The sequence below is a fragment of the Frondihabitans cladoniiphilus genome, assembly GCF_039544345.1.
In the GTDB taxonomy this organism is placed as follows: domain Bacteria; phylum Actinomycetota; class Actinomycetes; order Actinomycetales; family Microbacteriaceae; genus Frondihabitans; species Frondihabitans cladoniiphilus.
On record NZ_BAABLM010000003.1, the window covers coordinates 203,493 to 228,581 of the forward strand.

At 70.6% G+C, this 25,089-nt stretch carries 14 protein-coding genes; 2 read left to right on the forward strand and 12 right to left on the reverse strand.

Translation table 11 applies throughout. From position 1 onward, the window contains the following. Positions 1–37: 37 nt before the first annotated feature. Complete coding sequence (gene rpoB, locus ABEA39_RS09160) at positions 38–3,529, reverse strand: DNA-directed RNA polymerase subunit beta (protein ID WP_345375536.1); 3,492 nt, start codon at positions 3,527–3,529, stop codon at positions 38–40. A 307-nt stretch (positions 3,530–3,836) separates the two neighbouring features. Further along, on the reverse strand, positions 3,837–4,460 hold the full coding sequence (locus ABEA39_RS09165) for a LysE/ArgO family amino acid transporter (protein WP_345375537.1): 624 nt from the start codon (positions 4,458–4,460) through the stop codon (positions 3,837–3,839). A gap of 69 nt (positions 4,461–4,529) precedes the next feature. Between ABEA39_RS09165 and ABEA39_RS09170 the strand changes: the two genes are divergently transcribed. Further along, positions 4,530–5,438: a LysR family transcriptional regulator ArgP gene (locus ABEA39_RS09170; protein WP_345375538.1), complete on the forward strand. Its 909-nt coding sequence runs from the start codon at positions 4,530–4,532 to the stop codon at positions 5,436–5,438. 335 nt (positions 5,439–5,773) lie between these two features. On the opposite strand, the gene ABEA39_RS09175 is transcribed toward ABEA39_RS09170, so the two are convergent. The 5 genes from ABEA39_RS09175 to ABEA39_RS09195 form a co-directional block, all read right to left on the reverse strand. Beyond that, a complete protein-coding gene (locus ABEA39_RS09175) occupies positions 5,774–6,541 on the reverse strand; it encodes an SDR family NAD(P)-dependent oxidoreductase (protein ID WP_345375539.1) in 768 nt (255 codons plus the stop codon). 31 nt (positions 6,542–6,572) lie between these two features. Next, positions 6,573–15,008 carry an Ig-like domain-containing protein gene (locus tag ABEA39_RS09180; RefSeq protein WP_345375540.1) on the reverse strand — a complete coding sequence of 2,812 codons (8,436 nt, stop codon included), beginning with the start codon at positions 15,006–15,008 and terminating at the stop codon, positions 6,573–6,575. Positions 15,009–15,200: 192 nt separating this feature from the next. After that, positions 15,201–15,914: a response regulator transcription factor gene (locus tag ABEA39_RS09185; protein WP_345375541.1), complete on the reverse strand. Its 714-nt coding sequence runs from the start codon at positions 15,912–15,914 to the stop codon at positions 15,201–15,203. Continuing rightward, positions 15,911–17,251, reverse strand: a complete 1,341-nt coding sequence (locus ABEA39_RS09190; RefSeq protein ID WP_345375542.1) for a sensor histidine kinase — start codon at positions 17,249–17,251, stop codon at positions 15,911–15,913. Before ABEA39_RS09190 ends, ABEA39_RS09185 begins: the two co-directional genes overlap by 4 nt. After that, positions 17,248–17,748: a hypothetical protein gene (locus ABEA39_RS09195; RefSeq protein ID WP_345375543.1), complete on the reverse strand. Its 501-nt coding sequence runs from the start codon at positions 17,746–17,748 to the stop codon at positions 17,248–17,250. Before ABEA39_RS09195 ends, ABEA39_RS09190 begins: the two co-directional genes overlap by 4 nt. A gap of 311 nt (positions 17,749–18,059) precedes the next feature. Here ABEA39_RS09195 and ABEA39_RS09200 point away from each other — a divergent pair, with 311 nt between their 5' ends. Continuing rightward, on the forward strand, positions 18,060–18,914 hold the full coding sequence (locus ABEA39_RS09200; RefSeq protein WP_345375544.1) for a spermidine synthase: 855 nt from the start codon (positions 18,060–18,062) through the stop codon (positions 18,912–18,914). 389 nt (positions 18,915–19,303) lie between these two features. Here ABEA39_RS09200 and ABEA39_RS09205 read toward each other — a convergent pair whose 3' ends face one another. The 5 genes from ABEA39_RS09205 to ABEA39_RS09225 all read right to left on the reverse strand — a co-directional run bounded on the left by ABEA39_RS09205 (position 19,304) and on the right by ABEA39_RS09225 (position 25,064). Further along, the gene (locus ABEA39_RS09205; protein ID WP_345375545.1) at positions 19,304–19,777 is read right to left on the reverse strand and encodes a carbon storage regulator; all 474 of its coding nucleotides are present in this window, start codon (positions 19,775–19,777) and stop codon (positions 19,304–19,306) included. Between the two features lie 47 nt (positions 19,778–19,824). Continuing rightward, on the reverse strand, positions 19,825–21,009 hold the full coding sequence (locus ABEA39_RS09210) for a hypothetical protein (protein ID WP_345375546.1): 1,185 nt from the start codon (positions 21,007–21,009) through the stop codon (positions 19,825–19,827). Positions 21,010–21,117: 108 nt separating this feature from the next. Further along, positions 21,118–23,163: a flagellar biosynthesis protein FlhA gene (locus ABEA39_RS09215; RefSeq protein WP_345375547.1), complete on the reverse strand. Its 2,046-nt coding sequence runs from the start codon at positions 23,161–23,163 to the stop codon at positions 21,118–21,120. After that, positions 23,160–24,323, reverse strand: coding sequence for an EscU/YscU/HrcU family type III secretion system export apparatus switch protein (locus ABEA39_RS09220; RefSeq protein ID WP_345375548.1), 1,164 nt, complete (start codon positions 24,321–24,323; stop codon positions 23,160–23,162). The genes ABEA39_RS09215 and ABEA39_RS09220 overlap by 4 nt, the downstream gene beginning before the upstream one ends. After that, complete coding sequence (locus ABEA39_RS09225) at positions 24,324–25,064, reverse strand: flagellar biosynthetic protein FliR (protein WP_345375549.1); 741 nt, start codon at positions 25,062–25,064, stop codon at positions 24,324–24,326. Between the last annotated feature and the right edge of the window lie 25 nt (positions 25,065–25,089).

Here is a 25,089-nt window from a genome sequence, read left to right on the forward strand (position 1 = left end):
TGTGGAAAGTGACGAAAGTAGTCGGAGGGTGAGTGCTTTAGATCTCGTCGACCGACGAGGACTCGAAGCGGGAGGAGATGTTGATGCCGAGCTCTTCCGCGGCGCGGAACACCTCGTCGTCGTTGTCTCGCAGGCTGACGGTCTGACCGTCGGCGGAGAGGACTTCGACGTTGAGGCAGAGCGACTGCATCTCCTTGATGAGGACCTTGAAGCTCTCGGGGATACCGGGCTCCTGGATGTTCTCACCCTTGACGATCGCCTCGTACACCTTGACGCGGCCGAGGATGTCGTCGGACTTGATGGTCAGGAGCTCCTGGAGCGCGTACGCGGCTCCATAGGCCTCGAGGGCCCAGACCTCCATCTCACCGAAGCGCTGGCCACCGAACTGCGCCTTACCACCCAGCGGCTGCTGCGTGATCATCGAGTACGGACCGGTCGAACGGGCGTGGATCTTGTCGTCGACCAGGTGGTGCAGCTTCAGGATGTACATGTAACCGACCGAGACCGGGTCCGGGAACGGCTCGCCCGAGCGGCCGTCGAACAGCTGGGCCTTACCGGACGAACCGATGAGACGCTCGCCGTCGCGGGTCACGAGGGTGGAGTCGAGGAGGCCGGCGATCTCGTCTTCCGACGCACCGTCGAACACCGGGGTGGCGACCTTCGTGCCGGGGGCGGCCGAGAAGGCCTCCTTCGGCAGGTTCTCGGCCCACTCCTGGATGCCCTCGACGTTCCAGCCCTGCTTGGCGATCCACCCGAGGTGGATCTCGAGCACCTGGCCGAAGTTCATTCGACCGGGCACGCCCAGCGGGTTCAGGATGATGTCGACGGGGGTTCCGTCGGCGAGGAACGGCATGTCCTCGACCGGGAGGATGGTCGAGATGACGCCCTTGTTGCCGTGACGACCGGCGAGCTTGTCGCCTGCGGTGATCTTGCGCTTCTGGGCGATGAACACGACCACGCGCTGGTTGACGCCCGAGCCGAGCTCGTCGTCGCCGTCCTGCGAGTCGAACACCTTGACGCCGATGATCGTGCCCTGCTCGCCGTGAGGCACCTTCAGGGACGTGTCGCGGACCTCGCGGCTCTTCTCGTTGAAGATCGCGCGGAGCAGGCGCTCCTCGGCGCTGAGCTCGGTCTCGCCCTTCGGCGTGACCTTGCCGACGAGGATGTCGCCGGGGCGGACCTCGGCTCCGATGCGGATGATGCCGCGCTCGTCGAGGTCGGCCAGCAGGTCGGGGCTGACGTTGGGGAGGTCACGGGTGATCTCCTCCTTGCCGAGCTTCGTGTCGCGGGCGTCGACCTCGTACTCCTCGATGTGGATCGAGGAGAGCGTGTCGTCCTTCACCAGGTTCTGGCTCAGGATCATGGCGTCTTCGTAGTTGTAGCCCTCCCACGGCATGAACGCCACGAGGAGGTTCTTGCCGAGCGCGAGCTCGCCGTTCTCGGTCGCGGGACCGTCGGCCAGCACCTCGCCGACCTCGACGCGCTGTCCGGCGTCGACGATCACACGGTGGTTGTAGCTGGCGCCCTGGTTCGAGCGGTCGAACTTGCGGAGGTAGTACTCCTGCGTGCCGCCCTCGTCGAGCTGCACGGTGACGACGTCGGCGGAGACCTCGAGGACCACGCCGGCCTTCTCGGCGGTGACGACGTCACCCGCGTCGATGGCGGTGTAGCCCTCCATGCCGGTGCCGACGAGAGGCGACTCGCTGCGGACCAGCGGGACGGCCTGACGCTGCATGTTCGCACCCATGAGGGCGCGGTTCGCGTCGTCGTGCTCGAGGAACGGGATGAGCGAGGTCGCGACCGACACCATCTGGCGCGGCGAGACGTCCATGTAGTCGACCTCGTCCTTGCCGACGAGCTCGACCTCTCCGCCCTTCTTGCGGACCAGGACCTTGTCGTCGGCGAAGTCGAACTTGTCAGTCAGCGGGGCGTTGGCCTGCGCGACGACGAAGTCGTCCTCTTCGGAGGCGGTCAGGTAGTCGATGTCGGTGGACACGTGGCCCTTGACGACGCGACGGTACGGGGTCTCGATGAAGCCGAACGAGTTGATGCGCGCGAAGGACGCGAGCGACCCGATCAGACCGATGTTCGGGCCTTCCGGGGTCTCGATCGGGCACATGCGGCCGTAGTGCGACGGGTGGACGTCGCGGACCTCGACGCCGGCGCGCTCACGCGACAGACCGCCGGGCCCGAGGGCCGACAGACGACGCTTGTGGGTCAGACCCGAGAGCGGGTTGTTCTGGTCCATGAACTGCGACAGCTGCGAGGTGCCGAAGAACTCCTTGATCGCGGCGACGACGGGGCGCACGTTGATCAGGGTCTGCGGGGTGATCGCCTCGATGTCCTGCGTGGTCATGCGCTCGCGGACGACGCGCTCCATGCGCGAGAGACCGGTGCGGACCTGGTTCTGGATCAGCTCGCCGACCGCGCGGATGCGACGGTTGCCGAAGTGGTCGATGTCGTCCACGTCGAGGCGGAGCTCGACGGGGGCGCCGTCGCGGACACCGGAGATGGTCTTCTGCTCGGCGTGCAGCGACACCAGGTACTTGATCGTCGCGACGATGTCTTCGACGGTCAGGACCGAGTCGGTCAGCGGAGCATCCATGCCCAGCTTGCGGTTGATCTTGTAACGACCCACCTTCGCCAGGTCGTAGCGCTTCGGGTTGAAGTAGAAGTTGTCGAGGAGCGCACGCGCGGCCTCGGCGGCGACCTGCTCGCCCGGACGGAGCTTGCGGTAGATGTCTTTCAGCGCCTCCTCCTTGGTGAGGATGGCGTCCTTCTCGAGGGTGGCCTCGATCGAGGCGAAGCCCTTGAACTGCTCGAGGATCTCTTCGCTGGTGAGGCCGAGGGCCTTCAGGAAGACGGTGACGCTCTGCTTGCGCTTGCGGTCGATGCGGACGCCGACCTGGTCGCGCTTGTCGATCTCGAACTCGAGCCAGGCACCGCGGCTCGGGATCACGCGAGCCGAATAGACGTCCTTGTCGGAGGTCTTCTCGGGGGTGCGGTCGAAGTAGACGCCGGGAGAACGGACGAGCTGCGACACGACGACGCGCTCGGTGCCGTTGATGATGAACGTGCCCCGCTCGGTCATCAGCGGGAAGTCGCCCATGAAGACGGTCTGGGTCTTGATCTCACCGGTGAGGTGGTTCATGAACTCGGCGTTGACGTAGAGAGGAGCGGCGTAGGTCTTGCCGCGCTCCTTGCACTCGTCGATCGAGTACTTGGGGTCTTCGAGCTCGGGCGCGGTGAACGACAGCTGCATCGTCTCGCCGAGGTCTTCGATCGGGGAGATCTCCTCGAAGATCTCCTCGAGCCCGGAGTGGACGGCGAGGTCGGTACGACCCTGAGCCTGTCCTTCGGCGAGACGTGCCTTCCACACGTCGTTGCCGACCAGCCAGTCGAAGCTCTCCGTCTGAAGCGCCAGCAGGTCGGGGACCGTCAGCGTGTCGGTGATCTTCGCGAACGAGAGCCGCGAGGCGGCGCGGCCGTTCTTGGGTGAGTTGGTTTGTGCGTTGGGCGCAGCAGCCAAGGAAACTACCTCCGTGGGTCAGAAGACCCTGTGTCGTCTGTCGAACAGTACGTTGTGGTTGTGTGGAGACGAGCCACCCTGGGTGCCGGGGAACCGAGGTTCCAGACGAGACACCCTCCCCCGCCGCTATACTCGGGGGGCTTCAGTTGACCGCAATATGACGACCGATTGCATGGGTAGCGCAAAGGTCAACTATATGTCTCCCGACATGCCCTGTCTAGTGGGTCGTTGACCTGCGTCAGAATCTTCGGTATAAGCGCCGTCGCACACCGAGGCGCTCCACGCAGAGCCGCTACGCGCAGAGCCGCTACGCACCGAGCGCGAGACGCACGCCGAGGGCGATCATGACCACGGCGATGACCGCGTCGAGCACCCGCCAGGCCGCGGGTCGGGCGAAGACCGGCCGGAGGAGACGCGCTCCGAAGCCGAGGCCGGCGAACCAGAGGCAGCTCGCGAGGACCGCTCCTCCGGCCCACCACCAGCGCTCGGTCGGTCCGTGCTGGTTGGCGACGGACCCCAGGAACAGGACCGTGTCGAGGTACACGTGCGGGTTGAGCCAGGTCAGGGCGACGGCGGTGGCGACGGCGGAGCGCAGGGCGGTGGCGGTTGCCGGATCGGCGGGGACGAGGATCCCGGGCTTGACGGCTCTGCGGGCCGCGAAGAGCCCGTAGACGATCAGGAAGGCTGCTCCGATCACCCGGATCACGATCAACGCGACGGGGGCGGCCTGCACGATCGCGCCGATGCCGAGGACGCCCGCGACGATGAGGACGGCGTCGGATGCCGCGCAGATCACGACGACGGCGGCCACTACCCGGTTGCGCCCCTCGATGCCGATGCGGAGGACGAACGCGTTCTGCGCGCCGATGGCCACGATGAGCGAGAGTCCGGTCGCGAGGCCGAGGAGGGCGGGGAGGAGGGTCGTGGTCACGGCTCAACGGTAGGGTCGGGCATCCCCCGTAGTACAGCTAATGATTCTTACGATGCCTAAGCTCGGCTTATGCAGAATTTCGGCGCGGACCAGCTCGGCACGCTCCTGGCGCTGGTCGAGGAGGGCACCTTCGAGCGGGCCGCCGCCCGACTCCATGTCACCGGGTCGGCGGTGTCGCAACGCGTGAAGGCGATGGAGCACGCCGCGGGCCGGGTGCTGGTGGTGCGGACCACGCCGGTGGGCCTGACCGAGGCGGGGGATGTGCTGCTCCGGCATGCGAGGCAGGTGGCGCTCCTGGAGGCGGACACGGCCCGGGCCCTCGGCGGTGCCGACGGGGCGGGCGCCGTCCCGATGGCCCTGGCGGTGAACGCGGACAGCCTCGCCACCTGGTTCCTGCCGGCTCTGGCGCCGGTCGCCGCCGACCACGACGTCGTGTTCGAGCTGCACCGGGAGGATCAGGAGAACACGACGTCGCTGCTGCGCTCCGGGACGGTGCTGGCTGCGGTGACCTCGACGCGGGAGGCCGTGCAGGGGTGTCTGACGACGCCGCTGGGAGCGATGCGGTACCGGGCGGTGTGCTCGCCGGCTTTCGCGGCTCGATGGCGGGGCGTGCATCCCACGGGCTCGGGGGTGTCGTGGCTCCAGGCGGCTCCGGTGGTCGCGTTCGATCGGACGGACGACCTGCAGGACGCGTTCCTGAGGCGGCACGTGGCCGGGTCGGCGGGTGGGCCCCGCCACCACATCCCGACGTCGGACGACTTCGCGCGGGCGATCGCGCTGGGCTTCGGCTGGGGGATGCTGCCGGAGTTGCAGTGCACGGACGCGATCGCCTCGGGCGCCCTCGTAGACGTCGCGCCGCGGTCGCCGGTGGACGTGGAGCTGCACTGGCAGCGGTGGAACCTGGCGTCGCCGCTGCTCGACGCGGTGACGGCGGCGGTGCGCGCCGCCGCGCGGACGGGGCTGCGGCGGCCACGGTAGGCGGACGAGGTCGGGTGGCGCGGCTGGTCGCGGGCGGCGACTCCAGAAACTGCGGACTCGGCGGAAAGTGAGCGGCGTGTTCTGGAGTCGGCGGATAGGGCCCGGAGAGGCGGGGAGGCGGCGACTCCAGGAACTGCGGGATCCGCGGAAGATGAGCGGCGTGTTCTGGAGTCGGCGGATGGGACAGGAGAGGCGGGGTGGGGCCACTCCAGGAACTGCAGGATCCGCGGAAAGTGAGCGGCGTGTTCTGGAGTTGACGGATGGGCCGGGAGAGGCGGCGAGAGAATAGCGGGACGCCGAAGCAGGGCAGGGCAGGGCAGGGCAGGCCAGCAGGACTAGCGCGGGGTGACGACCTTCTCGGCAGCGAGCAGGAGGAGGCGCTTCGGCAGCAGACGGGTGCCGAGCCGGGCCAGCGCCGCGTTGCCGAGGCCGTCGACGACGCTCGGCTGGTTGCGAGCGAGAGCGCGCTTGGCGGTGGCGATGAGCTGGTCGGTGGTGCGCTTGTTGGCACCCGCGAAGTCCTCGCCCGCGATCTCGAAGAACGGGGTGTCGGTGGGGCCGGGGCAGAGTGCCAGCACCCGGACGCCGGTGCCCTTCGCCTCGTGCCAGAGCGCCTCGGTGAACGACAGGACGAAGGCCTTCGTCGCCCCGTAGACCGCCATCTGCGGCAAGGGCTGGAAGGCGGCGTTGCTCGCGACGTTGACGATCGTGCCGCGGCCCCGTGCGGTCATGGCCGGGAGGAAGCGGGCCGTCAGCTCGGTCAGCGTGGCGCAGTTGAGGCGCACCTCGTCGGCGAGGTGCGCCGGGTCGGCGTCGGCCACGAGACCGTGCGTGCCGAAGCCGGCGTTGTTGAGGAGGAAGTCGACGTCGAGGCCGAGACGCTCGCACTCGGCTGCGAGCTCGGCCGGGGCATCCCGCGCGCCCAGGTCCTTCGGGAGGACCGTGACCGAGACCCCGGTGGATGCCCGGACCTCACTGGCGAGGAGTTCGAGCTTGTCGGCACTGCGGGCCACGAGGACCAGGTCGAGACCGTCTTCGGCCAGGCGGCGGGCGAACGCGGCTCCGATTCCCGTGGAGGCACCGGTGATGAGGGCTGTGGTCATCCCTCGATCCTGCCCGATGCCTCCTGGGATGTCAGGAGTGGCGTCCCCGGCGGCTGCGGAGACGGAGCCCGACGCCGAGTCCGATGGCGAGCAGTGCCAGCAGAGCCGCTGCTCCGAACGGCGCGCTGCCGGTGAAGGCCAGGACGCCTGCGACCGGGGTTCCGGAGGTGCCCGCGGGCCCGGCCGGGATCGTCGGCGCCGGGGTCGGGTAGGCGACCGCGATGGTCGCCGTCACCGTGACGCCGTCGGAGTCGGTCACCTGGTACTGCACCGTGGCGTTGCCGGTGAACCCGGCCACCGGGGTGAAGACGACGCGGCCTCCGACGATCGCGAACGTGCCCTTGCCGGCCAGCGTGACCGTGCGGACGTGGGCGCCCGTGACCGGGTCGATGAGCGTCAGCGAGGCCGGGTCGAGAGTGGCTCCCGAGGTCGGGCTGTCGTTCGACAGGGGGTCGATCGTGACCGGCTGGCCCGGGGTGCCGGACGCCGTGTCGTTGACCGCGTCGGCCAGCGGCGGAACGGTGAGGGTCACCGTGGCCGTCGTCGCCTGCCCGCTCGAGTCGGTGGCCGTGTAGGTGAACGTGTCCGTGCCCGAGAATCCGGCGGCCGGCGTGTAGACGTACGACCCGTCGGGAGCGATCGTCACGGTGCCGTGGGAGGGCCCCGTGGCGAGCGTGGCGGTGAGTCCGGTGCCGGTGTCGTTCGAGAGGAGGCCGGTCGCCACGGGGACGGTCAGGGCGGCTCCGCCGGGCGGCGTGGTCGCGCTGTCGTCGACCGCGACGGGCGTCACGTGCACTGTGATGGTGCCCGTGCCGGTCCGGCCGTCCTGGTCCGTCACCGTGTAGCCGAAGGTGTCGGTTCCGGAGTAGCCCGAGGTCGGCTTGAACGTGATCGCGCCGTCACCGCTCACCGTGGCGGTGCCGTGCTGCGGCGTACCGACCGCCGTCACGTGGAGTCCCGTGCCGGAGTCGTTGCCGAGCACGCCCGGGGTGGGGATGTCGATCGGCGTGCCGGCCGGAGCCGTCAGCGTGTCGTCGTTCGCGACCGGGGTCACGGTGACGGTCGCGGTGCCGGTGCTGACCTGACCCGAGCCGTCGGTGATGCGGTAGGTGAACGAGTCGGTACCCGAGAAGCCGGTCGCGGGCGTGTAGACGAACGCCCCGGTGGGATCCACCGTCACCGTGCCGTGGGTGGGAGCGGAGTCGAGGGCTGCCGTGAGCCCCGTGCCTGTGGCTCCCGCCAGGAGACCGGGTGCGGTGACCGTCAGCTTCTGCGACGAGGGCGTCGTGTAGGCGTGGTCGGCCGCAAGGTCGCCGACGAGGATGCGAGCCGTCGCGGTGGCAGTCTGGCCGGAGGCGTCGCGCACCGTGTAGGTGAACGAGTCGGTGCCCGAGAACCCGGCTTCCGGCGTGTAGGTGTAGGTCGCGCCGTTCGCGACCAGGGTGCCGTGCGCCGGAGTCGTCGTGGAGACGACACCGAGGCTCGATCCGAGGTCATTGCCGGTCAGCTGCGTGCTGGTGATGGCGAGGGCAGTGGCCGAGGGCGTCGTGAACGAGTCGTCGACGGCCCGCGGGGCGACCGCGAAGGTGATCGTCGCCGTGCCGGTGTTGCCCGAGGTGTCCGTCACCGTGTACGTCACGGTGTCGTTGCCCGAGAAGCCCGCCTTCGGCGTGTAGTCGAGCGTGCCGTCGGCCTTGATGACGACCGTGCCTCCGGCCGTCGTGGTGACGGTCGCGCCGGGTGCTCCGGTGCCGACCGCGGTCACGGCCAGGCCGGAACCGTCGTCGTTGGCCAGGACGCCGCGGGTGTCCTCGTGCGCCGGGGTGCCGGCGAGGACGGACACCGTGTCAGGCGTGACGAGCGGGTCGACGACCAGGGTGGCCGTCGCCGTCGCCGTGTTCCCGGAGGCGTCGGTCGCCGTGTAGACGAAGGAGTCGTTGCCCGAGAAGCCGGTGTTCGGGGTGTACGTGTACGAACCGTCGGCGTTCAGCGTGAGCGTGCCGTGCGTCGGTCCGCTGACGAGGGAGGCCTTGAGCGCCGAGCCCGAGTCGTTGGCCAGCACGCCGGTGGCCGCGGTCGTGGTCAGGGTCCGATCGGCCGTGGTCGTGCCCGAGTCCGGTCGCGCCACGTCGCCGACGCCGATGGTGACGGTCGCCGTGCTGGTCCCGCCCGCCGTGTCGGTGATCGTGTAGGTGTACGAGTCGGGCCCGGAGGTGCCGTCGGCCGGCGTGTAGGTGACCGAGCCGTCGGCGTTCAGGACGGTGGTGCCATGGGTCGGCTGCGTGACCGAGGTGACGCGGATGCCCGTGCCGTGGTCGTTGGCGAGCAGCGACGATCCCGGCGTCACGATCGGCGTGCCGGTCGGACCGGAGATCGAGTCGGCGTTCGCCTTCGGAAGGACCGTCACCGTGACGGTGCCGTTCGCGGTGCCGCCGGACGGGTCCGTGACGGAGTACCCGAAGGTGTCCGTGCCCGAGAAGTCCGTGGCCGGGGTGTAGTCGAAGGCTCCTGCGGTGCCCACGAGCGCGGCCGTGCCGTGCTGCGGCTGGGTCGTGATCGCCGGGACGAGGCCGGTGCCCGTCGAGGCGGACAGCAGACCGTTCGCGGCCGGGACGTGGTCGACGACTCCGGCCACCGTGCTCGTGCTCAGGCCGGCGGCGGTCGGGGTGACGCTCACCGAGGCGGTGGCCGTGGCGGTCTGACCGGACGCGTCGGTCACGGTGTAGGTGAAGGAGTCCGTGCCGGAGAAGGCGGCGGTCGGCTTGTAGGTCACGGTGCCGTTCGCGTTCAGGGTCGCGGTGCCATGAGCCGGGGTGCCGACTGCCGTGACGGTCAGCTCGGTGCCGCTGTCGTTGCCGAGGAACGTCGAGGCGGGGACCGTCTCGGTGCCGCCCGCGACGATCGACGGAAGGGTGTCGTCCACCGCGACGGGCTTCACCGTGAAGGTGATCGTGCCGGGGGCGGCCGAGACCACTCCGGACGCGTCGGTGATCGTGTAGGTCACGGTGTCGGTGCCGGAGAAGCCCGCCTTCGGCGTGTAGGAGACGGCTCCGTTCGCCGAGATCGTGACCGATCCGCCGGCCGTCGTCGCGACGGCCGTGCCCGGAGCTCCGGCGGTGCCGACCCGGGTGACGGTCGGTGCCCCGCCGAGGTCGTTGGCGAGCACGCCGGGTGCCGCGACGGTCGTCGTCGTGCCGGCCAGGGCGGTGATCGAGTCCGGCGTGGCGACCGGAGTGACGGTGATCGTCACGACGCCGGGTGCCGCGCTGCCGTTGGTGTCGGTGGCCGCGTAGGTGAACGTGTCCGTCCCCGAGAAGCCTGAAGTCGGCGTGTACACGTACGAGCCGTTCGACGCCAACTGGACGGTGCCGTGGGCGGGCGCCTGGGTGAGCGTCGCCGTCAGGCCCGTGCCGGTGTCGTTGCCCAGCACGCCGGGTGCGGCGACGGTGAGGGGCGTCCCCGCCGGCGTGGTGCCCGTGTCCGGCTTCGCAGCGACGCCGATCGTGAGGGAGGCCTTGGCCGTCGACGTGCGACCGGCCGAATCGGTGATCGTGTAGGTGAAGGAGGCGTCACCGCTGGCCGTCGCGTTCGCCGTGACCGTGACGGTGCCGTCGGCGTTCAGGACGGCCGAGCCGGTGGCCGGCTGGGTGATGGCCGTGATCGTCAGACCCGCTCCGGCGTCGTTCGTGAGGAAGGAGGAAGCCGGGAAGGTCGTCGTGGTGCCCGGCGCGACGGTGCCGAGGGCGTCGTCGTTCGCCTTGGGGAGCACCGTGGCGCTCACCGTGCCGGTGCTGGTCTGTCCGGTCGAGTCGGTCACCGTGAAGGTGAAGGTGTCCGTGCCGGAGAAGTCGGACGAGGGGGTGTATGTGTAGGCGCCGCCGGTGCCGAGGGTGACGGTGCCGTGCTGCGGGTTCGTGGCGATCGCGACCGTCAGGTCGGAGCCGGTGGCCTGCGAGAGCAGACCCTGGGCCGCGGGGACGGCGTCCGGGGCACCCGACGTCGCCGTGGTCGTCAGGTTGCCGGCGGTCGGCGTGACCTTGATGGTCGCCGTCGCAGTCGACTTCTGGCCGGAGGCGTCGGTGATCGTGTAGGTGAACGAGTCGGCGCCCGAGTAGTTCGAGGCGGGCTTGTAGGTGACGGTGCTGCCGTTCGCCGCGAGGGTCGCGGTACCGTGCGCCGGCACTCCGACCGCCGTGATGGTCGGCGTCGTCGCCTGGTCGTTGCCGGTCAGGGTCGCGGCCGGGATCGTCACCGTGGTGTTCACCGGAGTCGGCGCGAGCGTGTCGTCGACCGCCGTCGGAGTGACCGTGATGGTCAGAGTCCCCGGGGTGGCCGAGGCGATGCCGTTCCCGTCGGTGATCGTGTAGGTCACGGTGTCCGTGCCGGAGAAGCCCGCGGGCGGTGTGTAGCTCACGGCCCCGTTCGTCGAGATCGTCACCGAGCCTCCGGCCGTCGTGGCGACCGCCGTGCCCGGGTTGCCGGCCGTGCCGACCTTCGTGACGGTGACCGCGGTGCCCAGATCGTTGGAGAGGACCCCGGAAGCGGCGAGGGCGGTGGTCGTTCCGGCCGGAGCGGTGAGTGCGTCGGCGACGGCGGTCGGCGTGATCGTGATCGTCACGAGACCGGTGGCGGTGTCGCCGTTCGTGTCGGTCGCCGTGTACGTGAAGCGGTCGATGCCCGAGAAGCCCGCGGTGGGCTTGTAGACGTAGGAACCGTCGGTGGCGAGCTGCACGGTGCCGTGCAGGGGTGCATCCCCGAGCGTGGCCTTGAGGTTCGTGCCGGTGTCGTTGCCGAGGACGCCCGGGGCGGCGACGGTCAGGGTCGAGCCTGCCGGCGTGGTGGCCGAGTCGGGGGTCGCGACGTCGCTGATCGTCACGTCGGCGGGCGCGGCGCTCGTGCGGCCGGCGGCGTCGGTGATCGTGTAGGTGAAGGTCGCGTCGCCGCTGGCCGTCGGCCCTGCCGTGAAGGTGACGGTGCCGTCGGCGTTCAGGACGACGGTGCCGATGGCCGGCTGGGTCACGGCCGTGATGCGGAGGCCGGCGCCGCCGTCGTTCGCGGTGAACGCCGTGGCCGGGAAGATCGTCGAGGTGCCGGGGGCGATGGCGCCGAGCATGTCCTCGTTGGCCTTCGGCAGGACCGTGACGGTCACGGTGCCGGTGGCGGTCTGGCCGTTCGCGTCGGTGACCGTGTAGCCGAAGGTGTCGGTGCCGGAGAAGTTCGCGGCGGGCGTGTAGGTGTAGGCACCCGCGGTGCCGAGGGTCACGGATCCGTGCTGCGGGTTCGTCGTCACGGCGACCGTGAGGTTGGAGCCGGTCGACTGCGAGAGGAGACCCTGAGCGGCGGGCACCGGGTCGGCGATGCCGGCCGTGGCGGTGGTCGTCAGAGTGCCCGCGGTCGGCGTGACGTTGATCGTCGCGGTGGCGGTGGACGTCTGCCCGGTGGCGTCGGCGATCGTGTACGTGAACGAGTCGGTGCCGGAGAAGTTCGCAGCCGGCGTGTACGTCACCGAGCTCTTGTCGCCGGCGAGGGTGGCCGTGCCGTGGGAGGGGGTGCCGACCGAGGCGATCGTCGGAGTCGTCGCGCGGTCGTTGCCGGTGAAGGCGGCGGCCGGGATCGTCTTGGCCGTGTTCACGGGCGTCGACGGGAGGGTGTCGTTGACAGCGACGGGCGTGGTCGTGATGGTGTCGGTCGCCGTGCTGGAGTTCGTGCCGTCGCTGATCGTGTAGCTGAAGGAGTCGGGGCCGGACCAGTTGGTCGCCGGCGTGTAGGTCACGCTGCCGTTGGCGTTCAGGACCGCAGTGCCGTGGGCAGGAGTGCCGACGGACGTGATGGTGAGGGTCGAGCCGTTGTCGTTCGCGAGGAGCGTCGAGCCGGCGAGGGTCCGGGCGGTGCCGGCGGACGTGTTGGGCAGCGCGTCGCTGACCGCCAGGGGAAGGACGGTGATGGTGTCGGTCGCGGTGGTGCTGCGACCGGCCGAGTCGGTCGCCTTGTACGTGAAGGTGTCGGTGCCGGAGAAGGTCGAGGCCGGCGTGTACACGTACGAGCCGTTGGTGTTGAGCGTCAGGGTGCCGTGGGTCGGGCCGGTGACGACCGTCGCCGAGAGGCCGGTTCCGTTGTCGTTGGCGAGGACTCCGGGGGTGGCGACGGTGAGCGCCTGGCCGGAGGTGGCGGTCGCGGTGTCGTTCACGGCGCCGGGGTTGACGGGGACGGTGGCCGTGGCCGACGCGGGCTGTCCCGAGGAGTCGGTGACCGTGTAGACGAACGTGGCGTTGCCGGAGAAGCCCGCCGCGGGGGTGAACGTGATGGTCGTGCCCGACAGGGTCACGGTGCCGGTCGAGGCGGAGCTCACGCCCGTGACGGTGAGACCCGTCCCCTTGTCGTTGGAGAGGAGGGTGGCCGACGAGATCGTGTCGGGCGTGGCCGCCGGTGTGGCCACCAGGGTGTCGTCGACGGCGACCGGCTTCACGCCGATCGTCTCGGTGGCGGTGCTCGTCTTGCCGCTCGAGTCGGTCACCGTGTAGGTGAAGGTGTCGGGGCCGGAGTAGGTGCCGTTCGCGACGTAGACGAAGGAGGTCTTGGCCGCGTTCAGGGTCACCGAGCCGTGCGCCGCGGTGCCGACGGCGGTGACGGACAGACCCGTCCCCAGGTCGTTGGTGAGCGACGGGGCGACCGGGATCGTGACCGTCGTGCCGAGCGTCGTCGAGGTGAGGGTGTCGTCGACCGCCTTCGGCAGCACGGTGAGGTTCACGGTGCCGGTGTCGGTGTGCCCGGCGGAGTCGGTCACCCGGTAGGTGAACGAGTCGGCGCCCGAGTACGGCGTGGTCGGCGTGTACGTGTAGTTGCCGTTGGCGCTCAGCGTGACGGTGCCGTGGGCGGGAACGCTGGCGTTCGAGGCGGTGAGGCCGACGCCCTGGTCGTTGTCGAGCACGTTGCCGTTGCCGGGGGTGGTCGTGAGCGTGGCGCCGTCGACGACCGTGCCGGTGTCGGTGGCCGCGATCGGGCCGACGACGATGCTGACCGTGGCCGTCGACGTCGCACCGGCCGAGTCGGTGATCGTGTACGTGTAGGTGTCGGTGCCGGCGAAGCCCGTGGTCGGCGTGTAGGTGAAGCCTCCGTTCGCGTTCACGACGACGGTGCCGTGTGCGGGCTGCGTGTTGCTGGTGAAGGTGGCACCCGTGCCGGTGTCGTTGGCGAGGATGCCCGGGGCCGCGATCGTCAGCGCCGTGTTCTTGGGCGTCGAGTACGCGTCGTTCACCGCCGTCGCGTGGACGGCGATCAGCTTGTTCGTGAAGACGCAGTTGATGTCGATGCCGTCGACGGTGGGAGTCGGGAGGGTGACGCTCGCCACGTTCCCGGTGCCGCTCGCGCCGGGGATGGCCGTGCCGGTGTTGGTGTTCGTGCAGACGTACGTCGTGGTGTAGTTCGCGAGCGAAGTCGTTCCCGCCGCCGTCTGCGTGACGGTGTAGGTGCTGCCGGGGACGGTGAGGTTGGCGCCCGACTTCGCGGTCTGAAGGCCGGTGGCGGTGCCGGTGCTCGTGGCCGTGTTCGCGAGGGCGATGCCGTTGCCGGTCACGGTGGTGGTGAACTGGTCGCCCGCCTGCCAGCGGGTGTCGACGCTGGACTGGCCGGAGAGGGAGTTGGGGTAGTTGCAGGAGGCGAGGTCGACGGGGGTGAAGCCGTTCGCCATGGTCGTGGTCGCCACGAGGGCGCCGGACGACGGGTTGATCTTGTAGAGGCTCGGGCTGGCCGTCACGTAGAGGTACCCGTCGGCCGAGAACGCGACGCCCGGGGTGTTGGTACCGGCCGGCAGGTTGGCGATCACGGTGGACGACAGGGCGGCGGTGCCGCCGACGGTCGGGACCGTCTGGTCGAGGCGGAGCAGCTCGGCGCCCGAGGCGATGTAGAGCTGCCCGCTGGTGGAGAAGGCCATGTCGCCGTTGGAGGCGGTCAGGCCGCTGATCGTGCCGACCAGGCCGAGCCTCGCCCCGGTGACGGTGTTGTAGCCGTAGATCTGGGCGTCGGTGGTGTTGCCCTGGGCGTAGTAGTAGATCTTCGTCAGCGGGTTGATCGCGCCGCGATAGGTGTTGGCCGGGATCGTGACGCCGGTGATCTGTGTCGGCTGGGGCGTGGACGCCGTCATGTCGTACTCGTAGATCGTGCCGGTCGTGGTCGCCGTGCCGGAGTTGATCAGGGCGTACGCCTGCAGGCCGTTCGGGGTGATGCCGAGCGCGTTGGTCGCGGCGCCGAAGCTCGGCAGGGCCGCGGTGGCCCCGGTCGTGACGTCGATCGAGTCGACGACGCCGGCATTGGCGCCCGACTCGATGCCGTAGATCGTGTTCTGGTCGCAGAGCAGGGCGGTCGCGGCGCGAGCCGGTGAGAGGCCGAGGCCCTGCGTGACCGCGAGGGAGAGCAGAAGGATCGCGGCCCCCAGAGCGCCCGCTCGGAAGAAGCGACGGTTCGGCGACACGGCTTTGTGGTTCGGCAAAAGGGATCCCCTGATCGGATGCGTGATCGCTCCGGCTGGTGAGTCCGGAGTGCCCTCGACTGGCGAAGCCGAGAGACCCGTCGCTGGTGAGACGGACGGGTGTAAGTCGATTCTGCGGAACCGCCAGGACTTCCGCACCCCGTATTCCGGAGGACACGATCCGTACCCCGGACCTCAGCGCAGCGCGAGAGCCATCGCCTGCGAGCGCGTGCTCACTCCGAGTTTCGCGAAGATCGTGTTCACGTAGGTCTTGACGGTGGCCACGCTGACGAAGAGCCGGAGAGCGATCTCCGGATTGGCCAGACCGTCGGCGATGAGGGAGAGGACCTCCGCCTCGCGCGGGGTGAGGTCGGGGTGCCGGAGACGGAGGGCCTCGGGGGCGTGGCCGGGCGCGGGCGGGGCGGGGCGTGCATCCCCCGTTTCTGCCCTCGGGGTGTCGACGCCTGCCGGAGCGGAGACGCCTGCCCCTCCGGTCAGGCTCGAGACCAGCAGGGCACCGACCGAGGCGTCGAACGTCGACTGCCCGGCGGCCACGGCCCTGATGGCGCTGGTGAGTTCGACGCGGCCGGCGTCCTTCGTGAGGTAGCCGCGAGCCCCCGCACGGAGGGCGCCGACGATCGACTCGTCGTCGGCGTAGGTCGTGAGCACCAACACAGCCACGGCGGGATGCGCCGCCAGCACGCGGGCGGCCGCCTCGGCCCCGTTCAGCTCGGGCATCCGGAGGTCCATGAGCACCACGTCGGGCACCGTCTCGTCGGCCAGGCGCACGGCCTCGGCCCCGTCGGAAGCCTCGCCCACGACCTCGAAGTCGTCGACCAGCGAGAGAAGCGTGACCAGGCCGTCGCGCACGATGGCCTGGTCGTCGGCGACGAGGATCCGGATGGTCATGCGGCGTCCTCGGTCGTCTGCATCGCTCCTGGCGGGATCGGCACCGTCGCGGTCACGACCCAGCGCCCGCCCCGTTCGCCCGCGTCGAGGGTCGACTCGTCGTGCAGCTCGGCGAATCGCTCGCGCATGCCGAGGAGGCCGTGTCCGGCGACCTCCGGCGAGGGGGATGCACCGCCCGCCGGGGATTCGGCCAGGGCATTCGAGACGGTGAGACGGAGGATGCCCGGCGAGACCTCCGAGACGGCGAGCGCCACCGTCTCCCCCGGCGCGTGGCGACGGGCATTGCTCAACGCCTCGCGGAGCACGGCCGCGACGGCACGCCGGTGGGCCGCGTCCGGGCGGGCGAGGGCGCCCGTGCCCTCGGCCACCACCGCGCCGCCCAGGGATTCATGCGCTGACAGCAGGCGGTCGATCGCGTCCGCACCCGAGAGCACGTCGTTCCGCTCCTCGACTCCGGGCTCGTGCCGCCCGGGGTCGCGGAGGGTCGCCACCGCCCGCCGCGCCTCGCCGAGCCCCTCCGCCGCCAGGGTGCGCGCCGCCGCCACTCGGGAGGCGGCGTCGTCGATCCGCCCCGCCTCGAGCAGCGCCTCGACCGCGTCGAGCTGGATCACGAGCCCGCCGAGGCTGTGCGCGAGGACGTCGTGGATGTCGCGGGCGACGGACGCCCGGTCGGCGAGGAGCGCGCTGCGCTGCTGCTCGCGCTCGATCTCCAGGGTGCGGGTGAGGAGCTCGCGCTCGCGGACCTCGGCCGCGGCGACCTGCCGCCGGGTGATGCCCACCACCACACCGAGGGCGAGGCCGGCCATGGTGCCGAGGAGGAGGGACGAGTCGTGGCCTTGGAGCAGAGCCGTGACCACCACGATCGCGGCCGCGACCAGTGCGGCGACGATGCCCACGCCGATCCGATGGCGGAGCTCGGCGGTCAGGCCGGCGACGGCGATGATGACGGGGGTGATCATCAGGGCGATGGTCGGGACGACCAGGAACGCGCCGCCGAGGATCATGACGGCGGCGGCGACGTCGCGGACGATCCCGTTCCGGAGGTAGGCCCGGACCACCCAGCCGGCGAGAGCGAGGCCCGCGACCGTCGCCAGCAGGACGGGGCTGCTCGTGGCCCCGATCACGTACTCGGTGGCGACCCAGTAGCCGACGACGACGGCCCCGGCCAGGTTCAGCACGGGGCTGAGACCGGGGCGGGGCGAAGCGGGAGGCGTGGTCGTCACATCCGCCATCATGCCGTGCGTCGTGTCGTACGCGTCGTGCGGGCGGGCGGCGCCGTCGTGCGGGCGGGCGGCGCCGTCGTGCGGGCGGGCGGCGCCGTCGTGCGGGCGGCTCACGCCATCGAGTGGATGGTCTTGGGCAGGCGGCCGTCGATCATCAGCGCGGAGGCGGCGCGGTTGATGCCGATCGACAGGATGATGAGGCCGGTGGCGGTGATGAGCTGCGAGCCGAGCATCGAGCCGGCGACGTCCGTGCCGACGCGGAGGGCGATCATGACGATCCAGAGCGCCGCGCCCTGACCGCCGGTACGGGACTCGATGGTGCGGCCCTTCTCGTCCGGGGCGGACGCGACGCGGAAGTGCGTGATGCGCCCCATGATCAGGCCGATGACGATCGAGCTCACGAGGCTGAAGGCGACGAGCGCGATGTCGACGGCGGTGATGCTGAGCTTGGACGCCTCCGAGCCCAGCATCGCGATGCCGACGATGCCGAGGATCGCGGGGGTCTTCCAGACGGAGGTGCGGTCGGTGCGGGTCCAGCGCATCTGCCGGTACGCGAGGTAGCCGACGACGACGAGACCGAGGACGACGTTGGTGAAGAGCTGGGCGGACATGGGGTGCCTTTCGTCGAAGTGGAGGGGCCTCGGGCCCCGGCGGCGGTGGGCGCCGGACGGGTTTCGAGGTGCTTCCAGCCTCGCCGCGGGGCAGCGGGCGGCCCACCACCCCAGGGTGGAGACCGAGGGGGATCCGGGTGGAGATCGGGGCGGGCATCCCCCGCTCTCGGTTTCGGGGTTCGGGCTCGGTCGGGGCGCTCGGCTCGGGGCGCTCGGTCGGAGCGCCCGGTCGGAGCGCCCGGCTCGGTCGGGGCACTCGGCTCGGTCGGGGCGCCCGGCTCGGTCGGGGCGGGGCGTGGGAGGCTTGTCGCATGGCAGACAACGGTTCGGGCGACTCGTCGATCACGATCGGGGCGGGGCAGGCTCGGATCGAGCCCGACCGCTACAACCCCGGCTCGTTCGCGCTGATCGTCGACGGCACGCCCCAGTCGCACGTCGACCTCGACGACCCGACGCACCTCGCGTTCGAGTACGTGCGCCGGATCGGGCACGCGATCGACCTGCTGCCCGACGGTCCCGTGACCGCTCTGCACCTCGGGGCCGGTGCGCTGACGCTCCCCCGCTACGTCGAGGCGACCCGCCCCGGATCTCGCCAGCAGGTCATCGAGCTGGAGAAGGACCTCGTCGACCTGGTGCGCTCCGAGCTGCCGCTGCCTCGCGGAGCGTCGCTGCGCATCCGCTACGGCGACGCCCGCGAGGTGATGAACAAGCTGCCGGCCGGGCTGCACGCGACCGTCGACCTGCTGGTGGTGGACGTGTTCGGCGGGTCGCGGATCCCCGCTCACGTGACCTCGCTGGAGTTCTACACGGAGGCGTCGCGCTTCCTGGCGCCGGGCGGGTTCCTGATCGTCAACTCGGCCGATGGCGCAGGGCTCGCGTTCGCGCGGGGGCAGGCGTCGACCCTCTCGACGGTGTTCGACCACGTCGCCGCGGTGGCCGACCCCGCAACGATGAAGGGCCGGCGATTCGGCAACGTGGTGCTGATCGCGTCATCGTCGCCGCTGCCGACGGACGTCATGCCGCGGATCTACTCGTCCGACCCGCTGCCGGCGAAGGTCGTCGCCGGGCGCGAGCTGCGCGACTTCATCGCCGGGGCGCCCGTCGTCACCGATGCCACCGCCGTGCCGTCGCCGGAGCCGTCGCGGAGCGTGTTCGGGGCGCGGTAGTGCGTCTGCTGCCGCGCCGGTTCGGTGGGTGCGGTGCCGGCTGTTCCCGCGTCGGTGCGTGCGCAAATGTCGAGCGATCCGCGCCCCGACGCCCGAGAACTCGGGGCCGTCCGGCGGACGCGCGGCGAATCGCTCGCGATTTGCGACGGAGCAGCGGGTTCCAGCCCTGCGACGCCGAAAAAGGCGGATTCGGTGCGAGCGGAGTGTCCACGCCGGGCGCGGGCGGCCGCCGCTGGACGGATCTCCGTCGAACTCGTCGGCGGGCGGCAGGCGGGACGCAAATGTCGAGCGATCCGCGGCGGCGGGCCGGAAAGTCGGGGCCGCGGCGCCGAGATGCGGCGGATCGCTCGCGATTTGCGACACGAAGGGCTGCGGGGAGGCGGGGAGGCCTAGGCCTGGGAGGGAGGGGACTTCGGCCTGGGGGCAGGAGCAGGGGCAGGAGCGGGGGATGCGGGCTCCTCGGCGGAAGCGTCAGCGGCAGGAGCCGCCGCATCGGCATCGGCACCAGCAACAGCGTCGGCACCGGCAAGGGCACCAGAGGCAGCATCGGCAGGGGCAGCAGCCGCGCCAGCAGCAGCAGCAGCAGCAGCAGCAGCACCAGAAACCACAGCACCAGCACCACCAGAAGCCGCACCACCACCGGCCAGCAGATCGCGGATGCGCGCCTCGGCACCGGGGTCGGCGGCAGCGGCCTCCACGTTGGCCTCGGTCACGGCACGCACGACCTCTTCGCGCTGCACCTTGATGCCGCGCGGAGCGTCGATGCCGACCCGGATGCCATCGCCCCGGGAATCGAGGATGGTGAGGACGATGTCGTCACCGATGAGGATCCTCTCCCCGACCTTGCGTGTCAGCACCAGCATCCCTGAAGACTACCGGGAACGGCGGCGGAGATTCGCGAAGACGGGCGTCAGGCTCCCGACCAGCCGATGGGCAGTCCGAGCTGCTCGACGGTCTCGGGGGTGGACGTGTCGTCGAGGCCGATCACGGCGAGGCCGTCCGCCGCGACGAGGGCGGTGACCCGGGCGACCCAGCGTTCGGAGTCGGCGTGCTTGCGGCCGGCGTCGACGGCGATCCAGATCTGGTCGGGCGCGATGGCGGCAGCGAGGGATGCACCGCTCGCGTCCCAGCCGACGGCGACGATGGTCGCGCGGTCCAGTTCGACTCCCGATGCCCGCGCTTCGAGGGCGCTGCGGCGATCCCCCACCGCCACGAACCGACCGGTCGCGGCGGTGCCGGCCACTCGGACCGCGGCCCGCGGACCGGTACCGCTGTCGGCCATGGCCTGCGCGATGGCGACGACGTCCTCGCGGCGGCCGAGCACGCAGATCAGGTCGCCGGGGCCGTCGAGGAGGGCCGGGGCGAGCGAGGAGGGCGACACGGACGACGGGGTGGCGGTGGCCACGGCGGGAGACCCCGGGCGGCGCACCAGCGGGGCGGCACGCGACGGCGCGTCCGGCTCGGTGGCGGCGGCGCGGCGGCCCGTGGGCACGGCGGCGGCGGCGGCACCCGGGACGCCGAGGACGGCAGCGTCGACGGGCAAGGCATCGGAGGCCGCAGCATCGGCGGCCACGGCGTCGGCGGGAGCAGCGTCGGCCGTGTACGGCGCGGCAGCGAACTCGACCGGGGCGGCGGAGGGGGTGGCGGGTGCATCCCCCGGGGCCACGCCGTTGAAGGCCAGGTCGTCCATGAGTTCGGCGAACGCGGGGGAACGGGTCGACACCGCCGGTTCGGGCGGGGTCTCGTCGATCTCGGCGAAGGCGTCCTCGGCCTCTTCGGCATCGGCGAGCAGCGCCGCCAGACCGACGCGCTGGGCGGGCGACGGCGCGAAGACCTGCTGAGCGGCGGCCGAGTCGGGGTCGAGGGATGCACCCGAGACGTCACCGCGGGAGGAGCGGCGCCCCCGCGGCGGCAGCTCGACGGTGGCCTCGACGTACTTCTTGGCGAACAGGCCGCCGATGCCGCCGGACGTGACGCGGGAGGCCTCGACGATGCGGGCCCTCGGGCCGTGCTCGAGGCGCACCTGCTCGGCGACGTCGTCGAGCGTCTTGCCGGTGACGACGACGCGCTCGGGGAGGGCGCGCTCGGGACTCATGCTCGCCTCCTCTGCGCTGGCTGGCCGCTGCCGTGATACGTGTGGTGGACACTACTACGCGCCGCGGCACGTCTCGTTGTCCGTGATACGTCGCGCGGCAGCCGGGTGTCAGGCAGCGAGCGCGCTCTCACCGCGCACCACCCCGACGGTCTCGATGGTGGAGCCGGCCGCGGTGGCCTCCTGGTAGCTGAGCACGGGCAGGCCGTTGTTCTGGGTGGAGACGAGGCGGTGGATCGCGGGACGCAGCTGCGGGGCGCAGACCAGGACGGCCGACTTGCCGGCCTCTTCGACCATGGCCACCGAGGACTTGAGCGACGACAGGATCGCCTCGAGCCGGGCGCCGTCGAGCATGATCTGCGTGCCCTGCTCGGACGGGCGGAGCCCCTCGAGCATCGACTGCTCGAGCAGGGGGTCGATCATGATGACGCGGAGGACGGTGCCGTCGAGGTACTGGGCGGCGAGCGCGGGGCCGAGGGCGGCACGGGCGGCTTCGATGAGTCCCTCGGGGTCGGTGGAGACCTTGGCCCGGAGGGTGAGGCCCTCGCAGATGCGCCCGAGGTCGTTGATCGGGATCTGCTCCTGCAGCAGACCCTGGAGCACCCGCTGCAGTTCGGCGAGGCTGAGCATCCCCGGCACCAGGTCGTCGACGGCGGACGGGTTGATCGTCTTGACCCCGTCGACGAGGACGCGGACGTCCTCCCGGCTGAGCAGTCGGTCGGCGTTGTTGGAGATGATCGACGACAGGTGCGTGACGAGCACGGAGACGCGGTCGATCACGGTGGCGCCGGTCATCTCGGCGGAGTGGCGCATCTCGGCGGGCACCCACTTGCCGGAGAGGCCGAAGACGGGCTCGACGGTGGAGGTGCCGGGGAGCGCGTCGAGCAGGTCGCCGAGCGCGAGCACCTTGCCCGCGGGGGCGATGCCCCGTCCGGCCTCGACGCCGGCGATGCGGATCGAGTAGGTCGACGGCGGGAGTTCGACGTTGTCGCGGGTGCGGACCGGCGGCACGACGACGCCGAGTTCCATGGCGACCTTGCGGCGCAGGGCGCGGACGCGGCCGAGCAGGTCGTCGGAGGCGCCGGAGACCATGTCGACGAGGTCGGGGGCGAGCAGGATCTCGAGGGCGTGGACGCGCATCTGCTCGAGCAGGTCGTCGGTGGTCTCGGTCGGGGCGACGACGGCGTTCACCGCGGCGAGCTCGGCGGCCACGGCCTCGGCCTTCTTCTTCGTCTTGATGCGCTGGCCGATGAAGAGCAGGAGGCCGCCGATGACGATGAACGGGACGATGGGCATGCCGGGGATGAACGCCATGCCGATGGCCGCGACTCCCGCGATCGTGATGGCGGTGCGCGACTGCGTGAGCTGGTTGGACGCGGTGGATCCGAGGTCGGACTCGGCGTTCGAGCGGGTCACGATCATGCCGGTGGAGACGGCCATGAGCAGGGCGGGGATCTGGGTGACGAGACCATCGCCGATGGTGAGGATGCCGTACTTGCTGAGGGCGTCGGTGATGGACAGACCGCCCGACATCATGCCCGTGGCGATCCCGCCGATCAGGTTGATGATGATGATCAGGATTCCCGCGATCGCGTCGCCCTTGACGAACTTCGACGCACCGTCCATGGCGCCGTAGAAGTCGGCCTCGCCGGCGACCTCGGCCCGGCGCTGCTTGGCGATGACGTCGGTGATGAGGCCGGCGTTGAGGTCGGCGTCGATGGCCATCTGCTTGCCGGGCATGGCGTCGAGGGTGAAGCGGGCGCCCACCTCGGCCACGCGCTCGGCACCCTTCGTGACGACGACGAACTGGATGACCACGAGGATCAGGAAGATCACGGCGCCGATGATGACGCTGCCTGCGACGGCCACGTGCCCGAAGGCCTGGATCACGTCGCCGGCGAAGCCCTGGCTGAGCACGAGACGCGTCGAGGCGACGTTGAGGCCGAGGCGGAAGAGCGTCGCGACGAGCAGCAGCGACGGGAAGACCGAGAAGTCCATCGGCTTCCGCACGAACATCGTCGTCAGCAGGATCACCAGCGCCAGCATGATGTTGCAGATGATGAGGCTGTCGAGGAGGAACGACGGCACGGGCACGACCAGCAGCAGCACGATGCCGACGACACCGATCGGGACTACCAGCTTGGGCAGATTCTTCATGCGAGGCCTCCGGCGACGACGGGGTGGGACGAGACGGGCGATGAGTCGGGGGATGCGGGTTCCGGCTGGGCGGGGATGGTGCCGCCGGGCATCGTATGCACGCCCTGGGCGCTGCGACTGCCGCGCGCCTTCAGGGCCATGACGAAGGTGAGCACTCGCGCCACGGGCGAGTAGTACTCGACGGGGATCTCGTCGCCGAGTTCGCAGGCGGCGTGGAGGGCGCGGGTCAGGGGGATGTCCTTGACCATCGGGACGCCGAGCTCCTCGGCCTTCTCGCGGATGCCGCGAGCGACCTCGCCGGCGCCCTTGGCGACGACGCGGGGGGCGGAGCGGCCGGGCTCGTACTTGAGGGCGACGGCGACGTGGGTGGGGTTGACCATGACGACGTCCGCATCGGCGATGTTCGACATCATCCGGTTGCGGCTCATGGCCAGGGCGCGCTGGCGGCGCTGGTGGCGGATCAGGGGGTCGCCGTCGGACGACTTGTGCTCGTCCTTGACCTCCTTCTTCGTCATGCGGGTCTTCTTGCGGTTGCGGCGCATGACGACCATGACGTCGAGGCCGGCGAGCACGAGGCCCGCGGCGACCGCGGCGGCGACGAGCGACGAGACGCCGCCCTTCGCGGCCTGCAGCAGCACGTCGAGGGGAAGGGACGTGCCGCTCTCGAAGACCGGCAGCACGTTGCGGATCGCGACCCAGAGCACGAGTCCGACGACGGCGGTCTTGAGCAGCGTCTTCACGCCGTTCCAGAGGGCCTGCGTGCCGAAGGTGTGCTTGATGCCGTTCAGCAGGTTGAACTGGTCGAACTTGCCGCTGAACTTCTTGATGTGCACGCCGCCCTGCACGATCGCGGTCACGAGCACCGCGACGCCGACGACGATCAGCATGGGCAGGACGATGCCGCCGATCGCGCCGAGGTCGGAGTACAGCGCCTGCTTGGCGCGGTCGACGGTGGGGTCGGCGATGACGTCCTTGACGGTGGCCATCTGGGCCAAGCCGGCGGCGGCACCGCGGGAGATGGCGGCGGGCATCGCGACGATGGCCGCGCCGACGCCGATCCACGCGCTGAGGTCCTGGGATTTGGAGAGCTGGCCCTTGGAGTGGACCTCCTTCATCCGCTTCTCGGTGGCCTGTTCGGTCTTCTCGCCGCTGTCGGACATCTAGCTCACCCCCACGAGGGCCTGGAACGCCTGGCCGGAGAGGTTGGAGACGAGCGACGGCAGGCCGATGAAGACCATTCCGCCGAGGCCGAGCGAGATCATGACCTTGAGCGGGAAGCCCATCTGGAAGGCGTTGAGCGCGGGGGCGACCCGTGTGAGCAGGCCGAGGCCGACGTCGGCGAGGAACAGCACGACGATGAGGGGTCCGGCGATCTGGAGGGTCGCGAGGAACATCTGCACGGTGACGTTCGTGAGCATCTCGATCGGGTGGGCGAGCGAGATGGCGCCGCCGATCGGGATCGCATCGAAGGTGCGGAGGAGACCGCCGATGACCAGGAGGTATCCCCCGGTGGTGAACATCAGAACGAGCGACGTCATCTGGAACAGGCGGGTGAACTGGGCGCCGTTGACGTTCTGCTGCGGATCGTAGGCCTGAGCGAGCTGGAAGCCTCCGAAGAGGTCGATGGCACTGCCGGCGGACTGGATCGCGGCGAAGATCACCCAGACGAGGAAACCGAGGATCCCCCCGGTCACCAGCTCCAGGACCAGCGCGACGAGGAAGTGTCCGGTGTCGAGCGAGTGGTAACCGGGCACCACGTGCGCGGAGACGGCGAGCGCGAGACCGAGACCGATCAGCGCCTTCACCTGCGCGGGGATGCCCTTGAAGTTGAACGGCGGCGCGATGACCATGAAGACCACGATGCGGACCCCGGCGAGCATGACGGCCTCGATGGAGTCCATCGAGAAGCTCGCACCGAGACCTCCC